Source organism: Halopseudomonas sp. MFKK-1 (assembly GCF_027474385.1).
Classification (GTDB): Bacteria; Pseudomonadota; Gammaproteobacteria; order Pseudomonadales; family Pseudomonadaceae; genus Halopseudomonas; species Halopseudomonas aestusnigri.
In genome coordinates, this window is sequence record NZ_CP114836.1 from 20664 (window position 1) to 37243 (window position 16580).

A 16580-nucleotide genomic window follows, 5' to 3' on the forward strand; every position below is an offset into this window, starting at 1 on the left:
GATCCCACCTACCCCCAGCCGTTGCCGCTGATGCCTGAAGCATCCGAGCCCGCACCTTATCCGGTGCATGTTCTGCCAACACTGCTGCAAGACGCTGCAAGGGCTATCGCTCACCATGTGCAGGCACCCGAAGCCATCGCCGGGCAATGCGTTATTGGCGTCGCTGCCTACCTGGCTCAAACCCGCGTCAATGCCCCCGCGCTGAATCGCCTGGACGGCATGCCCTGCTCCCTGTTCCTGCTCACACTGGCAAACAGCGGCGACCGCAAGAGCGAGTGCCGCCGCCTGGCGTTTCGCGTCATCGACGACGCCGAGCGCGAAGCCCGCAGCGCCTACCGCCAGCAGTGCAAAGAGATCGAGGACGGAGCGGCCCACCTGAAAGGCAAAGCGCGTGATGAGTACCTGGCAGAGCATCCATTGCCGAGTGATCCACGCACGCAATACAGCGACGCCACGTTCGAGCCGATTGCAGGCGACTTTATCCGAGGCATGCCGGCTGCCTGCTGGGACACCGACGAAGGCGGCCAGCTGTTTGGCGGTGCATCACTGAAAGCCGATACCCGCGCTTCAACACTAGGCGGTCTGGTCAAGGCGTTTGATAGCGGCACCTTTGAACGCACGCGATCACGGGGCAACGTCGAGGGCTCTGGTGTGGCTTATCACCGCCGCCTAAGCGTTCACCTGCTGGCGCAGGCTGTGACAGTGGCCGAAGCGCTGGACGACCCACTATTACAAGGCCAAGGCTTCCTGCCGCGTTTCCTATTCGCTGACGCCCCGAGCCTGGCCGGCACGCGCTTCCTGACCCCAGAACGCATGCACAGCAGCGCATTCAGTGACGCACGCCTGCACCGCTTCTGGGATCGCTGCCGCGCCATCATGGCAACCGATGCTGCCATCGACGCCGAGACGGGAGAGGTGACGCCGCCCACCTTGCAGCTAACCCCGGCAGCCGAAGCAGTCTGGCGAGAGCATTACAACGCCACCGAAGCCGAACAGAGCACACTAGGCGATCTGGCAGGCGTCCGACCTTTCGCTGGACGTGCTGGCGAACTAGCCAGACGCCTGGCCGCCGTTCTCGCCTGTTTTGAGCAGTGCCCAGAGATCACCGACAGCATCATGCAAAGCGCCTGCGCGATAGTCCGCTACTCGGTTGGTGAGTGGGCGCGCTACACCGAGGGGGAACGCCTTAGCCCTGAACTGAAGCAGGCCGCAGCGTTACTGGCCTGGCTGGTAGAGAAAGATTGGCAGTCCTTCGATGCCCGGCAACTGCAACGCGAAGGGCCGCAATCCGTTCGACGCAGCGCCAAAGCCCGCGACCGCCTGCTAGCCGTCCTGGTCGAACACCGTTATTTGCTGACCAGCAACGGAAAGCAATTTCAGCTAAACCCCGCTGCGACAACTGCGACACCCGCGACAACGCCCGCCACACCTAGCCCCGGAACGTGCGACACCTTTGCGACAACCTGCGACAAATCAGAGCCGGCCGACACTTTGTCGCAACCTGTCGCAACTCTGTCGCAACCGTCAAACCCAGTAAACACGGGACTTGTCGCGGGTGTCGCAAATGTCGCAACCACTTCACGCGAAAAAGAACAGGCCGCCCTGTTTGAGGGGGAGATATGAGCCCCGCCCACCTGATCGAACACGCCCGGCAATCCGGTGTTGTACTGATGCTGATTGGCGACCGCTTGACCTGGAGTGCACCCGAACCACCAACCCCCGATCTGCTGGCCCTACTGCGCGACAACAAGCCCGCCGTGATCGAGCACCTGCGCCAGCAGCAACGCACCTGGCTGGAGCGTGTAGCCGCCCTGCTGAACACCACCGCAGATGATCTGCTGGCGCGTGGATTGATCGACGCCAGCGACATGGCAGAGCAGTACCGGACAGACCCACGACACGCCGCCAAGCTGATCGCCAGCTGCCCGGATTGGCTGGCACTGGCGCGAGTATGCGGGCAATTGCGGGAGCAGTACGCGCGCGCGCATGCGCGCGTGGGCCCGTTCCGCGAAAGCAACCCCATAAGCGGGAGCAGCAACACCCGCACCGCTGAATGGACGGCCGCGCGCGACGCCCTGCACCGTCACAGCCTGAGCAGTTGCCCTGCCTGCCATCCGGCGACGGGGCGATACTGCCCGACCGGCCGGGCACTGCTGGCGCAATACCTGGAGCAGCAGCCATGACCATTGACGACGAGATCCGCGCTCACCTGGAGCGCTTAGGCGTAGTACCACTGCTGGGCGGCCTGATACCTGAGCACGCAACCGCAGAGATGCTTGGCTATGCACCGTCCTGGCTGCGCCGGCTAGCAGCTGCTGGCACCCCGCCCCTGCCCTATGTACGCAGAGGGAATCGGCGCTTTTACAAGATCGACGACATACGACGCTTTGTGACTGAAACCAACGAATGACGCCCGAGAACGCCCTACCAGCAGCGCAGCAACGGGCCTAATTTGGGCTTATCGGGCTTTTTCATCAGATAGAGGACAGCGAATGACCAGTGCAGCACCAACCAGAGGCCGCCAAGCGAGAGCCACCAAAGCCGAAGTAACCAAAGCCTGGAGCCGCATTCGCGACGCCGCCGAGGATGGCAGCTTGCTCGGTAGCGCCCTGCTGATCGCACTCAGTGAAGGCAAACCGTTTGCGCACGCTGATGGAGGCATCCTCAATCTACCCGGTCATGGCGGCTGGGTAGGTGATACAGCCGACCCCGGCGAGACAATCCGGGCAGCTATTCAAGCTGGCGACGCCAACCGGGACAGCGACCAATGAGCACACCCAGGGCGGCGATCAAAAGCATTCGCGACTTTGAGCAGTTCCTCAAGGTCCGGGGCTTTAGCTGTCGAGAGGCAAAGATTCTGGCGCGCGCCTGGCGCACGCTCGAGCCACCAGCGCAGGGGGAGGGTTTTCGGGCATAAGGCTGCCTTAGTTTCGCGACTCCCCTGCGCGGGCCTCCCGAGTCGCGAAACAGCCCAGGGACAATGACCGCTTGAGTCACCCGTAGCAGTACATCGAGCAAGGCATAGGGGGCGGCACCGGGAAGGTGCTGCCGGCCCCCTTCGACGAAGGAGCCGCGGCGAGAGGTCGCGAACCACCCGAACTGATTGCTGGCGTGAGGCCTGGCGGCATCGGGAGTCGCTGAACACTCAATCCCCAACTGAAGGACACCACCATGCCTACAGACCTGAAAGACGTACAAGCAGTGGCCGAAGCCCTCGGCCAAAAGTTCGACCAGTTCAAAGCCAAGCAAGACGAGCGTTACGACCTCATCGAGAAGGAACTGGTTACCCTGAAGCGCCCCGGAAGCATTGCCGAAGGTCGCAAATCGCAAGCGAGCAGCGAAGGCAAATCAGCCCTGCGCACCTACATCAAGAGCGGCGACGACAGCGGGCTGATCGAGCTGCAAGGCAAAGCCATGTCTATCGGATCAGATCCGGATGGCGGCTATGCTGTGCCCGAGTATCTCGACCAAGAGGTGGAGAGCCTGGAGCTCGACGCATCAGCCATTGCCCGCCTGGCGCGAACCGTCACCACCGCAGGCCCGAACTACAAGAAGGTGATTAACCTGCGCGGCACAACCTCTGGCTGGGTCGGAGAAACTGACGGCCGCCCCGAAACGGGCACCCCGCAGCTCGCGATTGTGGATATTCCGGTAGGCGAGTTGTACGCCAACCCGAAGTTGACCCAAGCGATGATCGACGACGCCATGTTCGACGCCGAGAACTACATCACCACCGAGATTGGCGACGAGTTCTCCGACCAGCTGGGCGCGGCCCTGTTCAACGGCGACGGCACCAACAAGCCGACCGGCATCCTCACGAAGACCATCACCGCAGAGGCCGACGGCGTTCGCGCATTCGGTAGCCTGCAATCGGTCGAGTCGGAGACTGCTGGAGCGATTGGGTTCGACGACCTGAAGAACCTGAAAGCCGCCCTTCGCGCCAAGTACCGAACCGGTGCCGCCTGGATCATGAACGACAACACCGCCCTGGTGCTGAGCAAGATCAAGGACAACAACGACGACTATGTGTGGCGCGATGCAGTGGCGGAAGGCGAGCCCGACACCTTGTTCGGTTACCCGGTCGAGATCGACGAGAACGCACCGGACATTGCGGCCGGCGCATACCCTGTCCTGTTCGGCAACTTCCAGCGGGGCTACTACATCGTGCGCCGAACTGGCCGCCGCCTGCTGCGCGATCCGTTCACCAGCAAGCCATACGTTAACTTCTACACGACCGAGCGTGTAGGCGGTGACGTGGTGAACAGCGAGTGCATCAAGTTGCTGAAGGTCAAAGCGCCGTAAAGGTGACGGGGGCAGGCAATCTGCCCCCTTTCCTGATGCCGCAGCATGGCGTCATAACGGGACACCGCCCCGCATCAAAACCAGCCCTTCCTGCATTTCTGCGAAAACACTGCACACCAAGCATGGCGCGCCCTGTAGCCGATTCCTGCATTTCTTCACTGAGAGGATGCAGGAACACATTCGGCAGCATGATCCAGATATGGATCACTCACCACGCCAGCATTGCGCCTATCGAGCAGCCACTATATCTAGGCCCAGCCAGCAGGCTTTACCACCACTGGTGGAATACCCAACTTCCCCTCCACTGGAGGCAAAGACCTGGCACACGCTGACCTGTCCGCATCGCGTGCGGACACATCGAGCCAAGCCACACACCCCGGTCAATGGGTCCTCCTGACCACCCCAGCCCCGAGGGTAATTCGGGCCCCGCCATCACACTATGTACGACCGAAATGCAGAGGTTGGTTGTTGTGTTGTAAGCGCGATGAAACACGCATGGAAAGCAGCCTGCATGCCGTCGATATGCCAACCAACGGCGCGCACGAGCACGAACCAAGCACCAACGACGAATCAGCGCCGACGCGACGCTGTGCGCGGTGGCTAGGCCGCCTGAACGGCTGGACGGCTAGCGCCGTAGACCTGGAACAGGGAGGGGGGAGGCAGAAAGCTGGAGCTCTGGATATCCCGAACGACGGGGGGAACCGTTTTTATGTTTCCACAAAATTCGCATTCTCGGCCATTGGGGAAGCACCCCATGCAATCGGCGTTTCAGTGTGGGGAAACCCCACCTTGAGGCCGCAGCAAGCCAGATCGACCGATCACGCGACGCAATAGTGTGGGAACAACTGTGGGAACAACTGGAGCCAAAAACAACAAAGCCCCGAATCACGGGGCCTTGAGGCTTACATCTGGCGGAGAGTCAGGGATTCGAACCCTGGGTACGGTTGCCCGTACAACGGATTTCGAATCCGTCCCATTCGACCACTCTGGCAACTCTCCAAGTCGGCGCGCATCTTACCAGCATTCGCGGTCAGGACGGAAGCCTTACGGCAGCGGTACGCCCAGGCGATGCGCAACTTCTTCGTAGGCTTCGATCACGCCGCCAAGGCCCTGGCGGAAGCGGTCCTTGTCCATCTTCTTGCGGGTTTCCTTGTCCCACAGGCGGCAGCCGTCCGGGCTGAACTCATCGCCCAGGACGATTTCACCCTTGAACAGGCCGAATTCCAGTTTGAAGTCGACCAGCAGCAGGCCGGCAGCGTCAAACAAGCCCTTGAGGATGTCGTTGATCTTCAGGGTCAGTTCCTGCATGCGCGCCAACTGTTCGGCGGTCGCCCAGCCGAAGGTGACAACGTGCGACTGGTTGATGAAGGGGTCGCCCTTGGCGTCGTCTTTCAGGAACAGTTCGAAGGTCGGCGGCGTCAGCGCCATGCCCTCTTCCACACCCAGGCGCTTCACCAGGCTGCCGGCGGCGAAGTTACGCACGACGCACTCGACCGGGATCATGTCGAGCTTCTTGACCAGGCACTCGTTGTCCGACAGCAGTGCGTCAAACTGGGTCGGAATACCCGCTTCTTCCAGCTTCTGCATGATGAACGCGTTGAAGCGGTTGTTGACCATGCCCTTGCGATCGAGCTGTTCGATCTTCTTCCCATCAAAGGCGGAGGTGTCGTTGCGGAACAACAGGACCAGGCGATCCGGGTCATCGGTGGTGTACACCGACTTGGCTTTACCACGATAGAGTTCGTTACGTTTTTCCATTATCGGCTCCCGCTGTCCGCAACATGGTGATGGGTGTTACTCGATGGTCTGCCAGGGCAGCCCTTGATTCTGATGTGCCATAAGCAGGTTGCCGGACCAACCGGTCAGGGCTTCCTGCATGGCGGCCAGAGCGAGCTCGGGCCGATTGTTCTTTTCGCTGATATGGGCCACGGCAATATGCTGCAATCGCTCGCGGCCGCCGGCAATGCGCACAAAGCCGGCCGCCTGCTGATTGCTCAGGTGGCCCAGATCACCGCCTACACGCGCTTTCAGGAAGGCCGGATAGGGGCCGACCGACAGCATGTGCGGATCATAGTTGGCTTCGAGAAAAAGCGCATCCAGATCGGCGTAATGTTCAACGATCCAGGGGGTGATGGTGCCAGTATCGGTCAGCACGCCGAAGCGCCGCCGGCCGTCGTCGAAGATGTACTGACAGGGTTCACGCGCATCGTGGGGCACGGCCACCGGGGTAATCTCCAGATCGCCAATCTCGAAGCGCCCGTGCAGATCGACCCAGCGCAGATCCAGGCCCTCTTCGCGCAGCTCAAAGCCGGTACCGGGGGTAAGGTATACCGGCAAGCCATAGCGGCGTGCCAGCTTGCCGACGCCCTGAATATGATCGCTGTGCTCGTGGGTGACAACAATGGCGCTCAGTTGGTCGCCCCTCAGACCGGCCTCAGCCAGGCGCTGCTCGGTGGCCCGCAGACTGAAACCGCAATCAACCAGCACCCGAGTGGCACCCTGTTCAATCAGGGTGCCGTTACCACGACTGCCACTACCGAGGGAGCAATAGCGCACCGCCGTTGGACCCCTCGTTCAAGCCGCGCTGAATACGCTCCAGCAGGTCACGCGCGCGTGCCGAATCTGCCGCTTTTTCAATGCCGGCATCGACACTGACTTCAATCCGGTTGGAGGATGGAGTCAGGCGCACCTGCAGCTGATTCTCGTCAGCTACCTGTTGCTCAGCTTCATCGTCACCACCAAACCAGCGGGCGAAGAAGCCCGGCTCTTCCTTCTCGGAGCGGGTCCGATCCAGGTCAACATAGTAGACACCGGAGCTGCGATTGTAGTCGGTCACGAGCACATCGGCGCGAGCCAGAGCCTCGCCAACGTCGGCCCAGGCGCGGTTAAAGTCGGCACTGATGTACAGGATGCTGTTGCCCGCGCCGTCCTGCTCGAGGCTGTTCTCAACCGGACCACTGTTGATGATGCTCGAGACCAGAGCACTGCCGCCAGCGCTCACGCTCTGGTTGAGATAGGTTTCCAGCTCGGCCAGCAGACCACGCTCGAAGTTGGGGTTATCGGAACGCGCCGGCCACTGGCTGTCACTGTCGCCAATATCCCGGTTCTGGTGGATGACCTTGATCTCGCTGGTGCCGGCGTTGACGCCCGGCTCCAGGCGAACACGGAAGCGTTGCTCCTCACCTTCGACACGACGGCCTTCCTCAAGCAGCGGCATCAGGCGGCGCACCAGCGGATTACCGGCAGCCTCGCCGAAGTTGACCCACTCGGTGGAGAACTCGCTGAGCGCAGCGTCCTGCTCGGCCATGGGCACCCGGTAATCGGACCAGAAGCGTGCCAGCAGCGGCCAGACTTCGTTGGCAGGCAGCTGAGCCACCAGCCAGCGTGAGCTGCCCTGCTGCTGCAGTGCAAAGGCCGAGCTGTCGGCGCTGGCCAGCATCGGGCGTGGGCGCGGCGTTTCAAAACCGTCCTCTCCGGCCGGTGCAGCCGTCACCTGGCCCGGCACCGGCAGCAGATCGCCAATGGAGCGCGTTTGCAGATCTGCCGGGATAGTCATCCGCGGTGCGACCTCGGCCTGCTGATAGTCACTGCCACGATCACGGAAAAATCCGTTATCGCCCATCAGATACCCACAGCCGCTCAGGCTGGCCAACACCCCCAGAGTCAGTGCACTCAGCACAGGCTTCATAAACGTTTCCTTGGTCAACAGGTCTTCCCGGTTAGATTACAGCATCCCGCATTGGCGCAGAGCGCCGTGCACGGCGTCATGGCAGCGAGCACTGAGCGGCGTCAGAGGCAAACGAATGCCATCGGCGATCAGGCCCATTTCCATCAACGCCCACTTGACCGGAATCGGATTGGATTCGATAAACAGTGCCTTGTGCAACGGCATCAAGGCTTCATTGAGACGACGGGCAGTCTGCTCGTCGCCGCGCAGGGCAGCAGCGCATAATTCATGCATCTGTTGCGGTGCGACGTTGGCAGTAACCGAAATATTGCCCTTGCCGCCCATCAGAATGAGTTCTACGGCAGTTGCGTCGTCGCCCGAGTAGACAGCCATACGACCATCGACCCGCTCAATCACCTCACGGGCACGCTGCAGGTCACCGGTCGCTTCCTTGATGCCCACGATATTACTGATGGCAGACAGGCGCTCGACGGTTTCCGGCAACATGTCACAGGCCGTTCGGCTGGGCACATTGTAGAGAATCTGCGGAATGGCCACGGTTTCGGCGATATGCTTGTGATGCAGGTACAGGCCTTCCTGGGTCGGCTTGTTGTAGTAGGGCGTCACCAGCAATGCGGCATCAGCGCCCACACTGCGTGCGGCTTCGGTCAGCTCGACGGCTTCGCGCGTAGAGTTGGCACCGGTACCGGCGATCACGGGAATGCGGCCGGCCACCTGCTGTACCACCCGACGAATGGCTTCCTTGTGCTCGGCCATATCGAGGGTTGCAGACTCGCCGGAGGTACCGACTGCAACGATGCCGTCGGTGCCCTTCTCCAGGTGGAAGTCGATGAGACGCTCCAGTGCCTTCCAATCGAGGCCCCCGCCGGAATCCATGGGTGTTACCAGCGCCACCAGACTACCCGAGATCATGCAACTCTCCACTTGAAACAATAAACGGCAATGGTACTTTCGCGCTGCGGCCAGTACAAGGGAAGCGCTGATTAAATACGCAGGCTTGCGACGGATCGACAGCCCTCTGGACACAGGGCATCAACCCAATCGGCGGCGGCAGTTGAACCGCTCCCGACAGGCTGTGACAATAGACCCTTGCTTTGCGCCCGCCAGACGGGCGATGCCCTTTTTTTCAGCCCGAGGAACCCAATGTCCAGCACCCCGAGTCACCGCGAGCAATATCTGGTCGTTCATGTCATGGGCCAGGAAACCACATCGCTTGCCAGCCTGCTGACTCGCCTGTGCACCGAGCACCGCTGCCAGATCGTCAGCAGCCGGATGAGTCGCCATGGCTCCTGCGCCGTTCTGCTGCTTCAGCTCAGCGGCAATTGGGATGCGCTGGCACGCCTGGAGTCGCTGCTGCCGGCGCTGGCCAAGCGTGAGCACTTCCAGTTGTCCATGAGCCGCAGCCACAGCATCGACGAGCGCCCCCAGGCACTGCCGTACAACGTATTCGTAACGGCGGCCCAGCGTCCCGAGCTGGTCGGTGAACTTTGCCGTTTCTTTCAGCACCTGAACATCGACATCGAGGAGCTGCACAGCTTCACCTATCTGGCCCAGCACACCGGCACCGCGATGCTCAACCTGACGCTGACCATCGCCATTCCGGTGCAGACCCAGCTAAGCTGGCTGCGGGAGCAGTTTCTGGACTTCTGTGACGAACTCAACCTGGATGCCGTGATCGAACCCTGGCGTCCGCTTCACTGACTAGCTGACGAGGTTTTCATGCACGTTGAACTGAACAAGCCCGTACCGGATTTCAGCGCCCAGGCCACTGGCGAGCAGACCGTGACACCGGCAAGCCTGGCCGGCAAGAACGTTGTGATCTATTTCTACCCCAAGGACAACACCCCCGGCTGCACCACCGAGGGCCAGGACTTTCGTGACGCCCATGCCGAGTTTGCAGCGGCCAACACCGTCATTTACGGGGTATCCAAGGACAGCCTGCGCACCCATGCCAACTTCAAGGCCAAGCATGAGTTCCCATTCGAGCTGATCAGCGACCCGGACGAGGCGCTATGCCGCCTGTTCGACGTAATCAAGCTGAAGAAGCTGTACGGCAAGGAATACGAGGGAATCGAGCGCAGCACCTTCCTGATCGACGCCCAGGGCGTGTTGCGTCAGGAATGGCGCAAGGTGAAGGTACCCGGCCACGTGGCCGAGGTGCTGGCCGCCGTCCGCACCCTCGGCTGATCGTCAGGTACTCGTTCGCTGCCTCAGGCCTGCTCGGTCCGAGGCAGCTCTTCTGACTTGATGTCATGGGCGGCTTCAATGCCGCGTGGCCAGGCGTAGAGCACGGCCTTGAACAGGGTCGCCAGCGGGATCGCAAAGAATACCCCCCAGAACCCCCACAAACCGCCGAAGATCAGCACAGCGGCGATAATTGCCACCGGATGCAGGTTGACCGCTTCGGAGAACAGAATGGGCACCAGTACGTTGCCGTCCAGTGCCTGAATCACGCCGTAAACGATCATCAGCATCATGAACTCGTTACCGAGCCCCCACTGGAACAGACCAATCACGGCAACCGGGATGGTTACCACCGTAGCGCCGATATACGGCACCAGCACCGACAGGCCCACCAGCACCGCCAGCAACGCCGCGTAGTTGACGCCGAGGATCGCAAACGAGATATAGGTCACCGCCCCGACGATCAGAATCTCGACTGCCTTGCCGCGAATGTAGTTGGCAATCTGCTGGTTCATCTCGGTCCAGACGACGCGCATCAGCCGGCGCTCGCGCGGCAGATGACTCACGGCCCAATCGGTTATGGTCTGGCTGTCCTTGAGGAAGAAGAACACCAGGATAGGTACCAGCACCAGATAAACCAGCACCGTAACGATGACCGGCAGGCTCGCCAGTGACTGCGACAACGCCCACTGACCAAACGAGCCCACCTCGCCGTTGATCGAGGCCATCAGGCGCTCAATCTGCGCGGCGGAAATGAACGACGGATACTCCTCAGGCAGATGCAGAAGCTGATCACGCCAGGAGGCGATCATTCCCGGCAGCTCGTTGAACAGATTCAGCATCTGCTTCCAGACCAGTGGCACCAGCACGCCGAACAGCGCCGCCAACGCGCCGAGAAACAGCAGAAACACAATCCAGACTGCCAGGCCGTGCGGCAGCCAGCGCTGCAGCCGCGATACCAGCCCCTGCAGCAGATAGGCGAGCACCACACCGGTCAGCAACGGCGCCAGCTTGTCACCGAAACTGATAACAATGGCAAACCCCAGCGCCAGCACAACCGCCAGCACAACCGCCTCTTCATCGGAGAAATAGCGCTGAACCCAGCCTCGAAAAACTTTTAGCATCGGAACCTAATCTGCTTTACGCAACCAATAGTGAAATTCGCCGTCCAATACCCGGGACTCAAGCAATGCATGTCCGGACAGCTCCGCGAAGCGTTGAATATCCCGCTGGGACCCCGCATCAGTGGCAACCACATGCAGCGTCTGGCCTGCTACCATGCCGTTCAACGATTGCTTTGCCTTGAGCAAGGGCAGCGGACAAGACAGACCGCGGGCGTCCAGCTCGGCGTCGATGGGTAGATGGGTGTTTTCAACAGACATGCAGGGACTCCACAGCGAGTGGGCCACAGTATAGCCTTGACGGCTCTCACTCCGACAACTGCCAGCACGGGTACGCACCAAAAATGATGCAAAAAAGGATGTCCAGCCGACCGCTCGTCCGGGCCATGATGCTTGCAGTGTCAATGACCCTGCCCGGCATTGCCCTGCCCGCCGGCGACGAGTTCAACCTGCCGTCGCTTGGCGACACCAGCTCGTCCATCATGTCCCGCCAGCAGGAATACCAGCTCGGCCGGACCTGGCTGACCATGCTCAGGGGCGCAGTTCCGACGCTGGATGATCCGCAACTGAAAAGCTTTGTCGAAGACCTGACCCGTGGTCTGGCGGAAACCAGTCAGCTGAGCGACCGCCGCCTGGCTTTTGTGCTGATTGACAGCCCGCAACTGAACGCCTTTGCCGCGCCTGGCGGTGTGGTGGGCGTCAACGGCGGCCTGTTTCTGCATGCCCGCAGCGAAGCCGAGTTTGCCTCGGTCCTGGCCCACGAACTTGCGCACCTGTCACAGCGCCACTTCGCCCGCGGCCTCGAGCAGCAACAGCGCATGCAAGTGCCCTTCATGACCGCCATGCTCGCCAGCATTGTGCTGGCCGCCGCCGGCGGCGGGGACGCTGGTTTTGCCGCTCTGGCGACCACCCAGGCCGCCGCCATCCAGGAACAGCGCCGCTTCTCGCGCCAGAATGAACAGGAAGCCGACCGCATCGGCATTCTCAACCTGGAAAAGGCAGGCTACGACCCCAGAGCAATGCCGGACATGTTCGAGCGTCTCGCCCAGCTCAGCCGCTACGACACCACACCGCCCGAGTTCCTGCTGACCCACCCGGTCAGCCAGTCGCGCATGGCCGATACCCGCAACCGCGCCGAACAGATGGCGGGCAGCGGCCGTACGGATTCACTCAACTTCCAGATGATGCGTGCCCGGGTTCAGCTGAAGTACGAGCAAAGCCCGGGGCTCTCTGCCAAGCGCTTCCGCGCCCTGCTGGACGATAACGGCGGCGAGCATGCAGCGGCGCGCTATGGCCTGGCGCTGGCACTCAGCCGCGGCGGCGAGCACGGCGAAGCCACAAGCACCCTCGCCCCGCTGCTCGAAGCGACACCGGATGACCTGACGATCAACCTCGCCCAGATCGAGATCGACACCAATGCGGGCCGACTGGCGCAGGCACTGGAGCGCAACCGTCGGTTGCAGCAACGTTATCCTGACAACTTCCCGCTGGCCTTTTCCGAAGCCGACCTGCTGATGAAACAGCAGCAGTATGCCGCGGCCGAACGCGCGATCAATAGACTCGCCAATCAGCGCGAGAGCGATCCGGACGTATGGTACCTGGCGGCAGAAATACGCGGCCTGGCCGGCAATATCCTGGGCGTGCATCTGGCCCGCGCCGAGTACTTCAAGCAGACCGGCGACCTGCAGCAGGCCGGCCAGCAACTTGACCTGGCGTTGCAACGAGCGGGGGGCAACTTTGTTGTCAGCTCACGCATCAAGGAGCAGCAGAACGAGCTACAGCGTCAGCGTGAGCTGATCGAATCACTGTAGGAGAAGGCAACGCCCGCCGCATAATGCGGCGGGCGAGCAGTCAGGCATTACCCTTGGCGGCCAGACTGGCCTGGCGGGTAAAGTCGAGCATACGATCCAGCGGGCGCACCGCGCGCGGAATCAGCTCGGGATCAACCAGAATCTCATCAGTACCCTGCTCTAGGCTGGCGAGCACCCGCGGCAGAGTGTTCATCGCCATCCACGGACAGTGCGCGCAGCTGCGACAGGTTGCGCCGTTGCCCGCCGTTGGCGCTTCAATCAACAGCCTGTCCGGTGCAGCCTGCTGCATCTTGTAGAAGATGCCGCGATCGGTGGCAACGATAAAGGTCGGATTGGGCAGATCACGCGTCGCCTGAATCAACTGACTGGTCGAACCAACCACATCGGCCATCTCGACAACCGATTGCGGAGATTCCGGGTGCACCAGCACGGCTGCGTCGGGATAGACCTTGCGCAGATCCTCCAGCGCCTTGGCCTTGAACTCCTCGTGAACGATACAGGAGCCCTGCCACAGCAGCATGTCTGCACCGGTTTCACGCTGAATGTAGTTACCCAAGTGCTGATCGGGTGCCCAAAGGATCTTTTCACCCTTGTCCATCAGGTGCTCGACGATCGGCAGCGCACAGCTGGACGTCACTACCCAGTCAGCACGCGCCTTTACCGCAGCCGACGTATTGGCATAGACCACCACGGTGCGGTCCGGATGCTGATCACAGAACGCGGAAAACTCGTCTATCTGACATCCCAGATCGAGCGAGCAGGTCGCCTCCAGCGTCGGCATCAGAACGCGCTTTTCCGGGCTCAAAATCTTGGCCGTCTCACCCATGAAACGAACACCGGCAACAATCAGCGTGGTAGCCGGGTGATCACGACCAAACCGGGCCATTTCAAGCGAGTCGGAGACGCAGCCACCGGTCTCCTCGGCCAACTCCTGCAACAGGGGGTCGGTGTAGTAGTGGGCAACCAGAACGGCGTTCTGTGCCTTCAGCGCTGCTGCAATACGGGCCTTGTAGTCTGCCTTCTCTGCATCGCTAAGCGGAGCAGGCGCCTTGGCATCCAGGTGGGCCTGAACGAGCAGACGCTCGGGAATCTGGGACATGGTTTGTATCCATCAGGAGAACAACGGAGGGCGGCATTGTAGCACGGCTGCCGAAACTGCCCAGCGGCGCCGAATCGCACGAAGGCGAACGCCTGGGCCGGAGCCAGGGTAGAAAACACAATAAGGGGATCACATCCAGGGAAGGATCCAGAGTGGTGGGTCGTGTAGGATTCGAACCTACGACCAATTGGTTAAAAGCCAACTGCTCTACCAACTGAGCTAACGACCCCTGCTGGACGCGCGCTATATTACTGATTTATCAGAGGAACTCAAGACTTTTTTCGCATCCAGTGAAAAAAGATCAGCTGTAGCGAGTCGGGTCGGCCAGGCCGGCTGCCCTGAACCCTTCCGCCCTCAGCCGGCAACTGTCGCAGCGCCCGCACGCCCTGCCCTGATCATCGGCCTGATAGCAAGACACCGTCTTACTGTAATCCACTCCGAGGGCCGCGCCAGCCTGCACGATCTGTGCCTTGCTCATGTGCTGCAAAGGTGCACGAATATGAAAGCCTTCACCCTCAATGCCTGCACGGGTGGCCAGATTGGCAAGGCGTTCGAACGCCTCGATAAACTCCGGCCGGCAATCGGGATAGCCCGAGTAATCGACTGCGTTGACGCCGATAAAAATCTCCCGCGCCCCCAATACCTCGGCCCAGCCCAGCGCAAGCGACAGGAACAGCGTGTTGCGTGCCGGCACGTAGGTCACCGGAATACCGTCCTGCGGCCCTTCGGGCACGGCGATGCTGTCATCGGTCAGCGCCGAACCGCCTATGCCACCTAGATTCATGCCAATGACCTTGTGCTCGACCACGCCAGCGGCTCGCGCCACCCGCTCGGCCGCCTGCAGCTCGGCGCGGTGACGCTGACCATAATCAAAACTCATGGTGTAGCACCGCAGACCCTGCGCCTGAGCCATTGCCAGCACCGTCGCCGAATCCAGGCCGCCGGACAACAGCACAACAGCGGCAGGCGCTTCTGACGCAGGATTGGCATTACTCATGAAACCTCCGGGCAGAAATGCAAAAGCGCCCACAGGGCGCTTTTGCACAGACATATCGACGGGCCAGCGACCGCATCATCAGTTGAGCGTATTCAGCTCACGACCGGCCAACTGGGCCGCCGACGAATCGGGGTGCTTGCTGATGACCTGCTGAAACAGATCACGCGCCTTGTCGTTATTGCCAAGCCGACGCTCGACGTCGCCCAGCTTGTACATCGCATCCGACTCCTTGCGGTGATTCGGATAGCGGCTGATTACCTGGGCAAACGCCTTGCCGGCGGACTCCAGGTCAGACTGAACCAGATAGACCTCACCCAACCAGTACTGTGCATTGCCTGCATACTGACTGTTCGGATAACGCCTGAGGAAAGCATTGAAGGCCTGTGCAGCCTTGTCAAAATCCCGCGCCTTGACCAGGTCAAAGGACGCGTCATACAGCAGTTTTTCCTGCTCGGGATCAGCCGGAGCGGCGCTCGCCGCTGGCGCATCGGCAGGCGCTGCTGCGCTATCACGGTCAGTCGAGGCGCCACCAGCAGCGGCGGGAGCCGGAGCGGAGGTCATGCCGGACAGACGGCGATCAAGATCCTGGTAACGATCAAGCTGGTCCTGCTCCATCTGCTTGATCTTGTAATTCTGCTCTTCGAGCATGCCCCGCAGCAGAGTGACTTCCTGCTGGAGCTGATACAGCTGTTGAAACAGCTGGCCTTCACTTGAAAGGCCAGCCGGGGCCTGTTGGGCCACAGAGGAACCCCCGTAACTGGCAGACGACGCATTGCTCGAACTACCTTCCATTACCGGGACCTGGGCAACTGCCGCCAGCGGCGACAGTGCCAAGGCCATTACGATGCCTCTGTAACCCTTCATAAGACCTCTTTTATTACTTGCGCAGCTCTACACGACGGTTCTGAGCCATGGCTTCTTCAGTAGAACCCATCGCTGCAGGCTTTTCTTCGCCGTAGGATACCAGTTCCAGCTGAGCCGGAGACACGCCCTGCAGAACCAGGTAACGCTGTACGGAGGCCGCACGACGCTCGCCCAGAGCCATGTTGTACTCGCGAGTACCACGCTCGTCAGTGTGGCCTTCCAGAACAACGCGGTTGCCAGCAGCTTTCAGGTCCTTGGCGTGAACATCCAGAGCGCGCATGGCTTCCGGCTTCAGCTCGGAGCTGTCGTACTCGAAGTAGAAAGTGGTGATGGCGCGCAGAGCAGCTTCTTCGCTGTTCATGCCGTTGTCCATACCAGCGCCGTTGCTGCCTGCACCGTAGCCAGCGTTCGGATCAACTGCGCCAGAGGTGTCACCACCCTTGGAGGAACAGCCAACAACAACGCCGAAAGCAACAACCAGAGCAGCAGCTTTGCCAAACTTGATAACTTGCAT

Annotated in this window: 18 protein-coding genes and 2 tRNA genes; 8 read left to right on the forward strand and 12 right to left on the reverse strand. The window is 61.1% G+C overall.

The window, feature by feature from the left end; all coding sequences use genetic code 11:
- Positions 1–30: 30 nt before the first annotated feature.
- The 5 genes from O5O48_RS00090 (at position 31) to O5O48_RS00110 (ending at position 4302) form a co-directional block, all read left to right on the forward strand.
- A complete protein-coding gene (locus tag O5O48_RS00090; RefSeq protein ID WP_269688733.1) occupies positions 31–1623 on the forward strand; it encodes a DUF3987 domain-containing protein in 1593 nt (530 codons plus the stop codon).
- Positions 1620–2183, forward strand: a complete 564-nt coding sequence (locus O5O48_RS00095; protein ID WP_269687782.1) for a hypothetical protein — start codon at positions 1620–1622, stop codon at positions 2181–2183. The genes O5O48_RS00090 and O5O48_RS00095 overlap by 4 nt, the downstream gene beginning before the upstream one ends.
- Positions 2180–2410: a helix-turn-helix domain-containing protein gene (locus O5O48_RS00100; protein WP_269687783.1), complete on the forward strand. Its 231-nt coding sequence runs from the start codon at positions 2180–2182 to the stop codon at positions 2408–2410. The genes O5O48_RS00095 and O5O48_RS00100 overlap by 4 nt, the downstream gene beginning before the upstream one ends.
- Before the next feature lie 82 nt (positions 2411–2492).
- Complete coding sequence (locus O5O48_RS00105) at positions 2493–2771, forward strand: hypothetical protein (RefSeq protein WP_269687784.1); 279 nt, start codon at positions 2493–2495, stop codon at positions 2769–2771.
- 400 nt (positions 2772–3171) lie between these two features.
- The gene (locus O5O48_RS00110) at positions 3172–4302 is read left to right on the forward strand and encodes a phage major capsid protein (protein WP_269687785.1); all 1131 of its coding nucleotides are present in this window, start codon (positions 3172–3174) and stop codon (positions 4300–4302) included.
- Positions 4303–5211: 909 nt separating this feature from the next.
- Here O5O48_RS00110 and O5O48_RS00115 read toward each other — a convergent pair.
- The 5 genes from O5O48_RS00115 to dapA all read right to left on the reverse strand — a co-directional run bounded on the left by O5O48_RS00115 (position 5212) and on the right by dapA (position 8902).
- Positions 5212–5301, reverse strand: a tRNA-Ser gene (locus O5O48_RS00115).
- Between the two features lie 45 nt (positions 5302–5346).
- The gene (gene purC / locus O5O48_RS00120; protein ID WP_088275506.1) at positions 5347–6060 is read right to left on the reverse strand and encodes a phosphoribosylaminoimidazolesuccinocarboxamide synthase; all 714 of its coding nucleotides are present in this window, start codon (positions 6058–6060) and stop codon (positions 5347–5349) included.
- A 36-nt stretch (positions 6061–6096) separates the two neighbouring features.
- Entirely contained in the window at positions 6097–6858 is a 762-nt protein-coding gene (locus tag O5O48_RS00125) for an MBL fold metallo-hydrolase (protein WP_228246379.1), read from the reverse strand.
- On the reverse strand, positions 6836–7990 hold the full coding sequence (bamC, locus tag O5O48_RS00130; protein ID WP_269687786.1) for an outer membrane protein assembly factor BamC: 1155 nt from the start codon (positions 7988–7990) through the stop codon (positions 6836–6838). The genes O5O48_RS00125 and bamC overlap by 23 nt, the downstream gene beginning before the upstream one ends.
- A gap of 36 nt (positions 7991–8026) precedes the next feature.
- Entirely contained in the window at positions 8027–8902 is an 876-nt protein-coding gene (gene dapA / locus O5O48_RS00135; RefSeq protein ID WP_228246381.1) for a 4-hydroxy-tetrahydrodipicolinate synthase, read from the reverse strand.
- 231 nt (positions 8903–9133) lie between these two features.
- Between dapA and O5O48_RS00140 the strand changes: the two genes are divergently transcribed.
- Both O5O48_RS00140 and O5O48_RS00145 read left to right on the forward strand, forming a co-directional pair.
- Entirely contained in the window at positions 9134–9691 is a 558-nt protein-coding gene (locus O5O48_RS00140; RefSeq protein ID WP_088275514.1) for a glycine cleavage system protein R, read from the forward strand.
- An 18-nt stretch (positions 9692–9709) separates the two neighbouring features.
- Entirely contained in the window at positions 9710–10177 is a 468-nt protein-coding gene (locus O5O48_RS00145) for a peroxiredoxin (protein WP_269687787.1), read from the forward strand.
- Positions 10178–10200: 23 nt separating this feature from the next.
- Here the strand turns inward: O5O48_RS00145 and O5O48_RS00150 are convergent, their stop codons facing one another.
- Entirely contained in the window at positions 10201–11298 is a 1098-nt protein-coding gene (locus O5O48_RS00150) for an AI-2E family transporter (protein ID WP_088275518.1), read from the reverse strand.
- 6 nt (positions 11299–11304) lie between these two features.
- Positions 11305–11556: a sulfurtransferase TusA family protein gene (locus O5O48_RS00155; RefSeq protein ID WP_269687788.1), complete on the reverse strand. Its 252-nt coding sequence runs from the start codon at positions 11554–11556 to the stop codon at positions 11305–11307.
- A 128-nt stretch (positions 11557–11684) separates the two neighbouring features.
- Here O5O48_RS00155 and O5O48_RS00160 point away from each other — a divergent pair, with 128 nt between their 5' ends.
- Positions 11685–13106 carry a M48 family metalloprotease gene (locus O5O48_RS00160; RefSeq protein ID WP_269688734.1) on the forward strand — a complete coding sequence of 474 codons (1422 nt, stop codon included), beginning with the start codon at positions 11685–11687 and terminating at the stop codon, positions 13104–13106.
- A 40-nt stretch (positions 13107–13146) separates the two neighbouring features.
- Here the strand turns inward: O5O48_RS00160 and nadA are convergent, their stop codons facing one another.
- From nadA to pal, 5 genes are all read right to left on the reverse strand, one after another.
- Complete coding sequence (nadA, locus tag O5O48_RS00165) at positions 13147–14205, reverse strand: quinolinate synthase NadA (protein WP_088275524.1); 1059 nt, start codon at positions 14203–14205, stop codon at positions 13147–13149.
- Between the two features lie 153 nt (positions 14206–14358).
- Positions 14359–14434 (reverse strand) — tRNA-Lys (locus O5O48_RS00170).
- A gap of 72 nt (positions 14435–14506) precedes the next feature.
- Positions 14507–15202, reverse strand: coding sequence for a 7-cyano-7-deazaguanine synthase QueC (gene queC, locus O5O48_RS00175; RefSeq protein WP_269687789.1), 696 nt, complete (start codon positions 15200–15202; stop codon positions 14507–14509).
- A gap of 78 nt (positions 15203–15280) precedes the next feature.
- Entirely contained in the window at positions 15281–16066 is a 786-nt protein-coding gene (gene ybgF / locus O5O48_RS00180) for a tol-pal system protein YbgF (protein ID WP_269687790.1), read from the reverse strand.
- 13 nt (positions 16067–16079) lie between these two features.
- Positions 16080–16580, reverse strand: coding sequence for a peptidoglycan-associated lipoprotein Pal (gene pal / locus O5O48_RS00185; protein WP_228246385.1), 501 nt, complete (start codon positions 16578–16580; stop codon positions 16080–16082).

Coding starts and splice junctions, on each gene's coding strand:
- O5O48_RS00090 (WP_269688733.1), top strand. CDS start 31: ATGCCTGAAGCATCCGAGCCCGCACCTTATCCGGTGCATGTTCTGCCA.
- O5O48_RS00095 (WP_269687782.1), top strand. CDS start 1,620: ATGAGCCCCGCCCACCTGATCGAACACGCCCGGCAATCCGGTGTTGTA.
- O5O48_RS00100 (WP_269687783.1), top strand. CDS start 2,180: ATGACCATTGACGACGAGATCCGCGCTCACCTGGAGCGCTTAGGCGTA.
- O5O48_RS00105 (WP_269687784.1), top strand. CDS start 2,493: ATGACCAGTGCAGCACCAACCAGAGGCCGCCAAGCGAGAGCCACCAAA.
- O5O48_RS00110 (WP_269687785.1), top strand. CDS start 3,172: ATGCCTACAGACCTGAAAGACGTACAAGCAGTGGCCGAAGCCCTCGGC.
- purC (WP_088275506.1), bottom strand. CDS start 6,060: ATGGAAAAACGTAACGAACTCTATCGTGGTAAAGCCAAGTCGGTGTAC.
- bamC (WP_269687786.1), bottom strand. CDS start 7,990: ATGAAGCCTGTGCTGAGTGCACTGACTCTGGGGGTGTTGGCCAGCCTG.
- dapA (WP_228246381.1), bottom strand. CDS start 8,902: ATGATCTCGGGTAGTCTGGTGGCGCTGGTAACACCCATGGATTCCGGC.
- O5O48_RS00140 (WP_088275514.1), top strand. CDS start 9,134: ATGTCCAGCACCCCGAGTCACCGCGAGCAATATCTGGTCGTTCATGTC.
- O5O48_RS00145 (WP_269687787.1), top strand. CDS start 9,710: ATGCACGTTGAACTGAACAAGCCCGTACCGGATTTCAGCGCCCAGGCC.
- O5O48_RS00150 (WP_088275518.1), bottom strand. CDS start 11,298: ATGCTAAAAGTTTTTCGAGGCTGGGTTCAGCGCTATTTCTCCGATGAA.
- O5O48_RS00155 (WP_269687788.1), bottom strand. CDS start 11,556: ATGTCTGTTGAAAACACCCATCTACCCATCGACGCCGAGCTGGACGCC.
- O5O48_RS00160 (WP_269688734.1), top strand. CDS start 11,685: ATGCTTGCAGTGTCAATGACCCTGCCCGGCATTGCCCTGCCCGCCGGC.
- nadA (WP_088275524.1), bottom strand. CDS start 14,205: ATGTCCCAGATTCCCGAGCGTCTGCTCGTTCAGGCCCACCTGGATGCC.
- queC (WP_269687789.1), bottom strand. CDS start 15,202: ATGAGTAATGCCAATCCTGCGTCAGAAGCGCCTGCCGCTGTTGTGCTG.
- ybgF (WP_269687790.1), bottom strand. CDS start 16,066: ATGAAGGGTTACAGAGGCATCGTAATGGCCTTGGCACTGTCGCCGCTG.
- pal (WP_228246385.1), bottom strand. CDS start 16,580: ATGCAAGTTATCAAGTTTGGCAAAGCTGCTGCTCTGGTTGTTGCTTTC.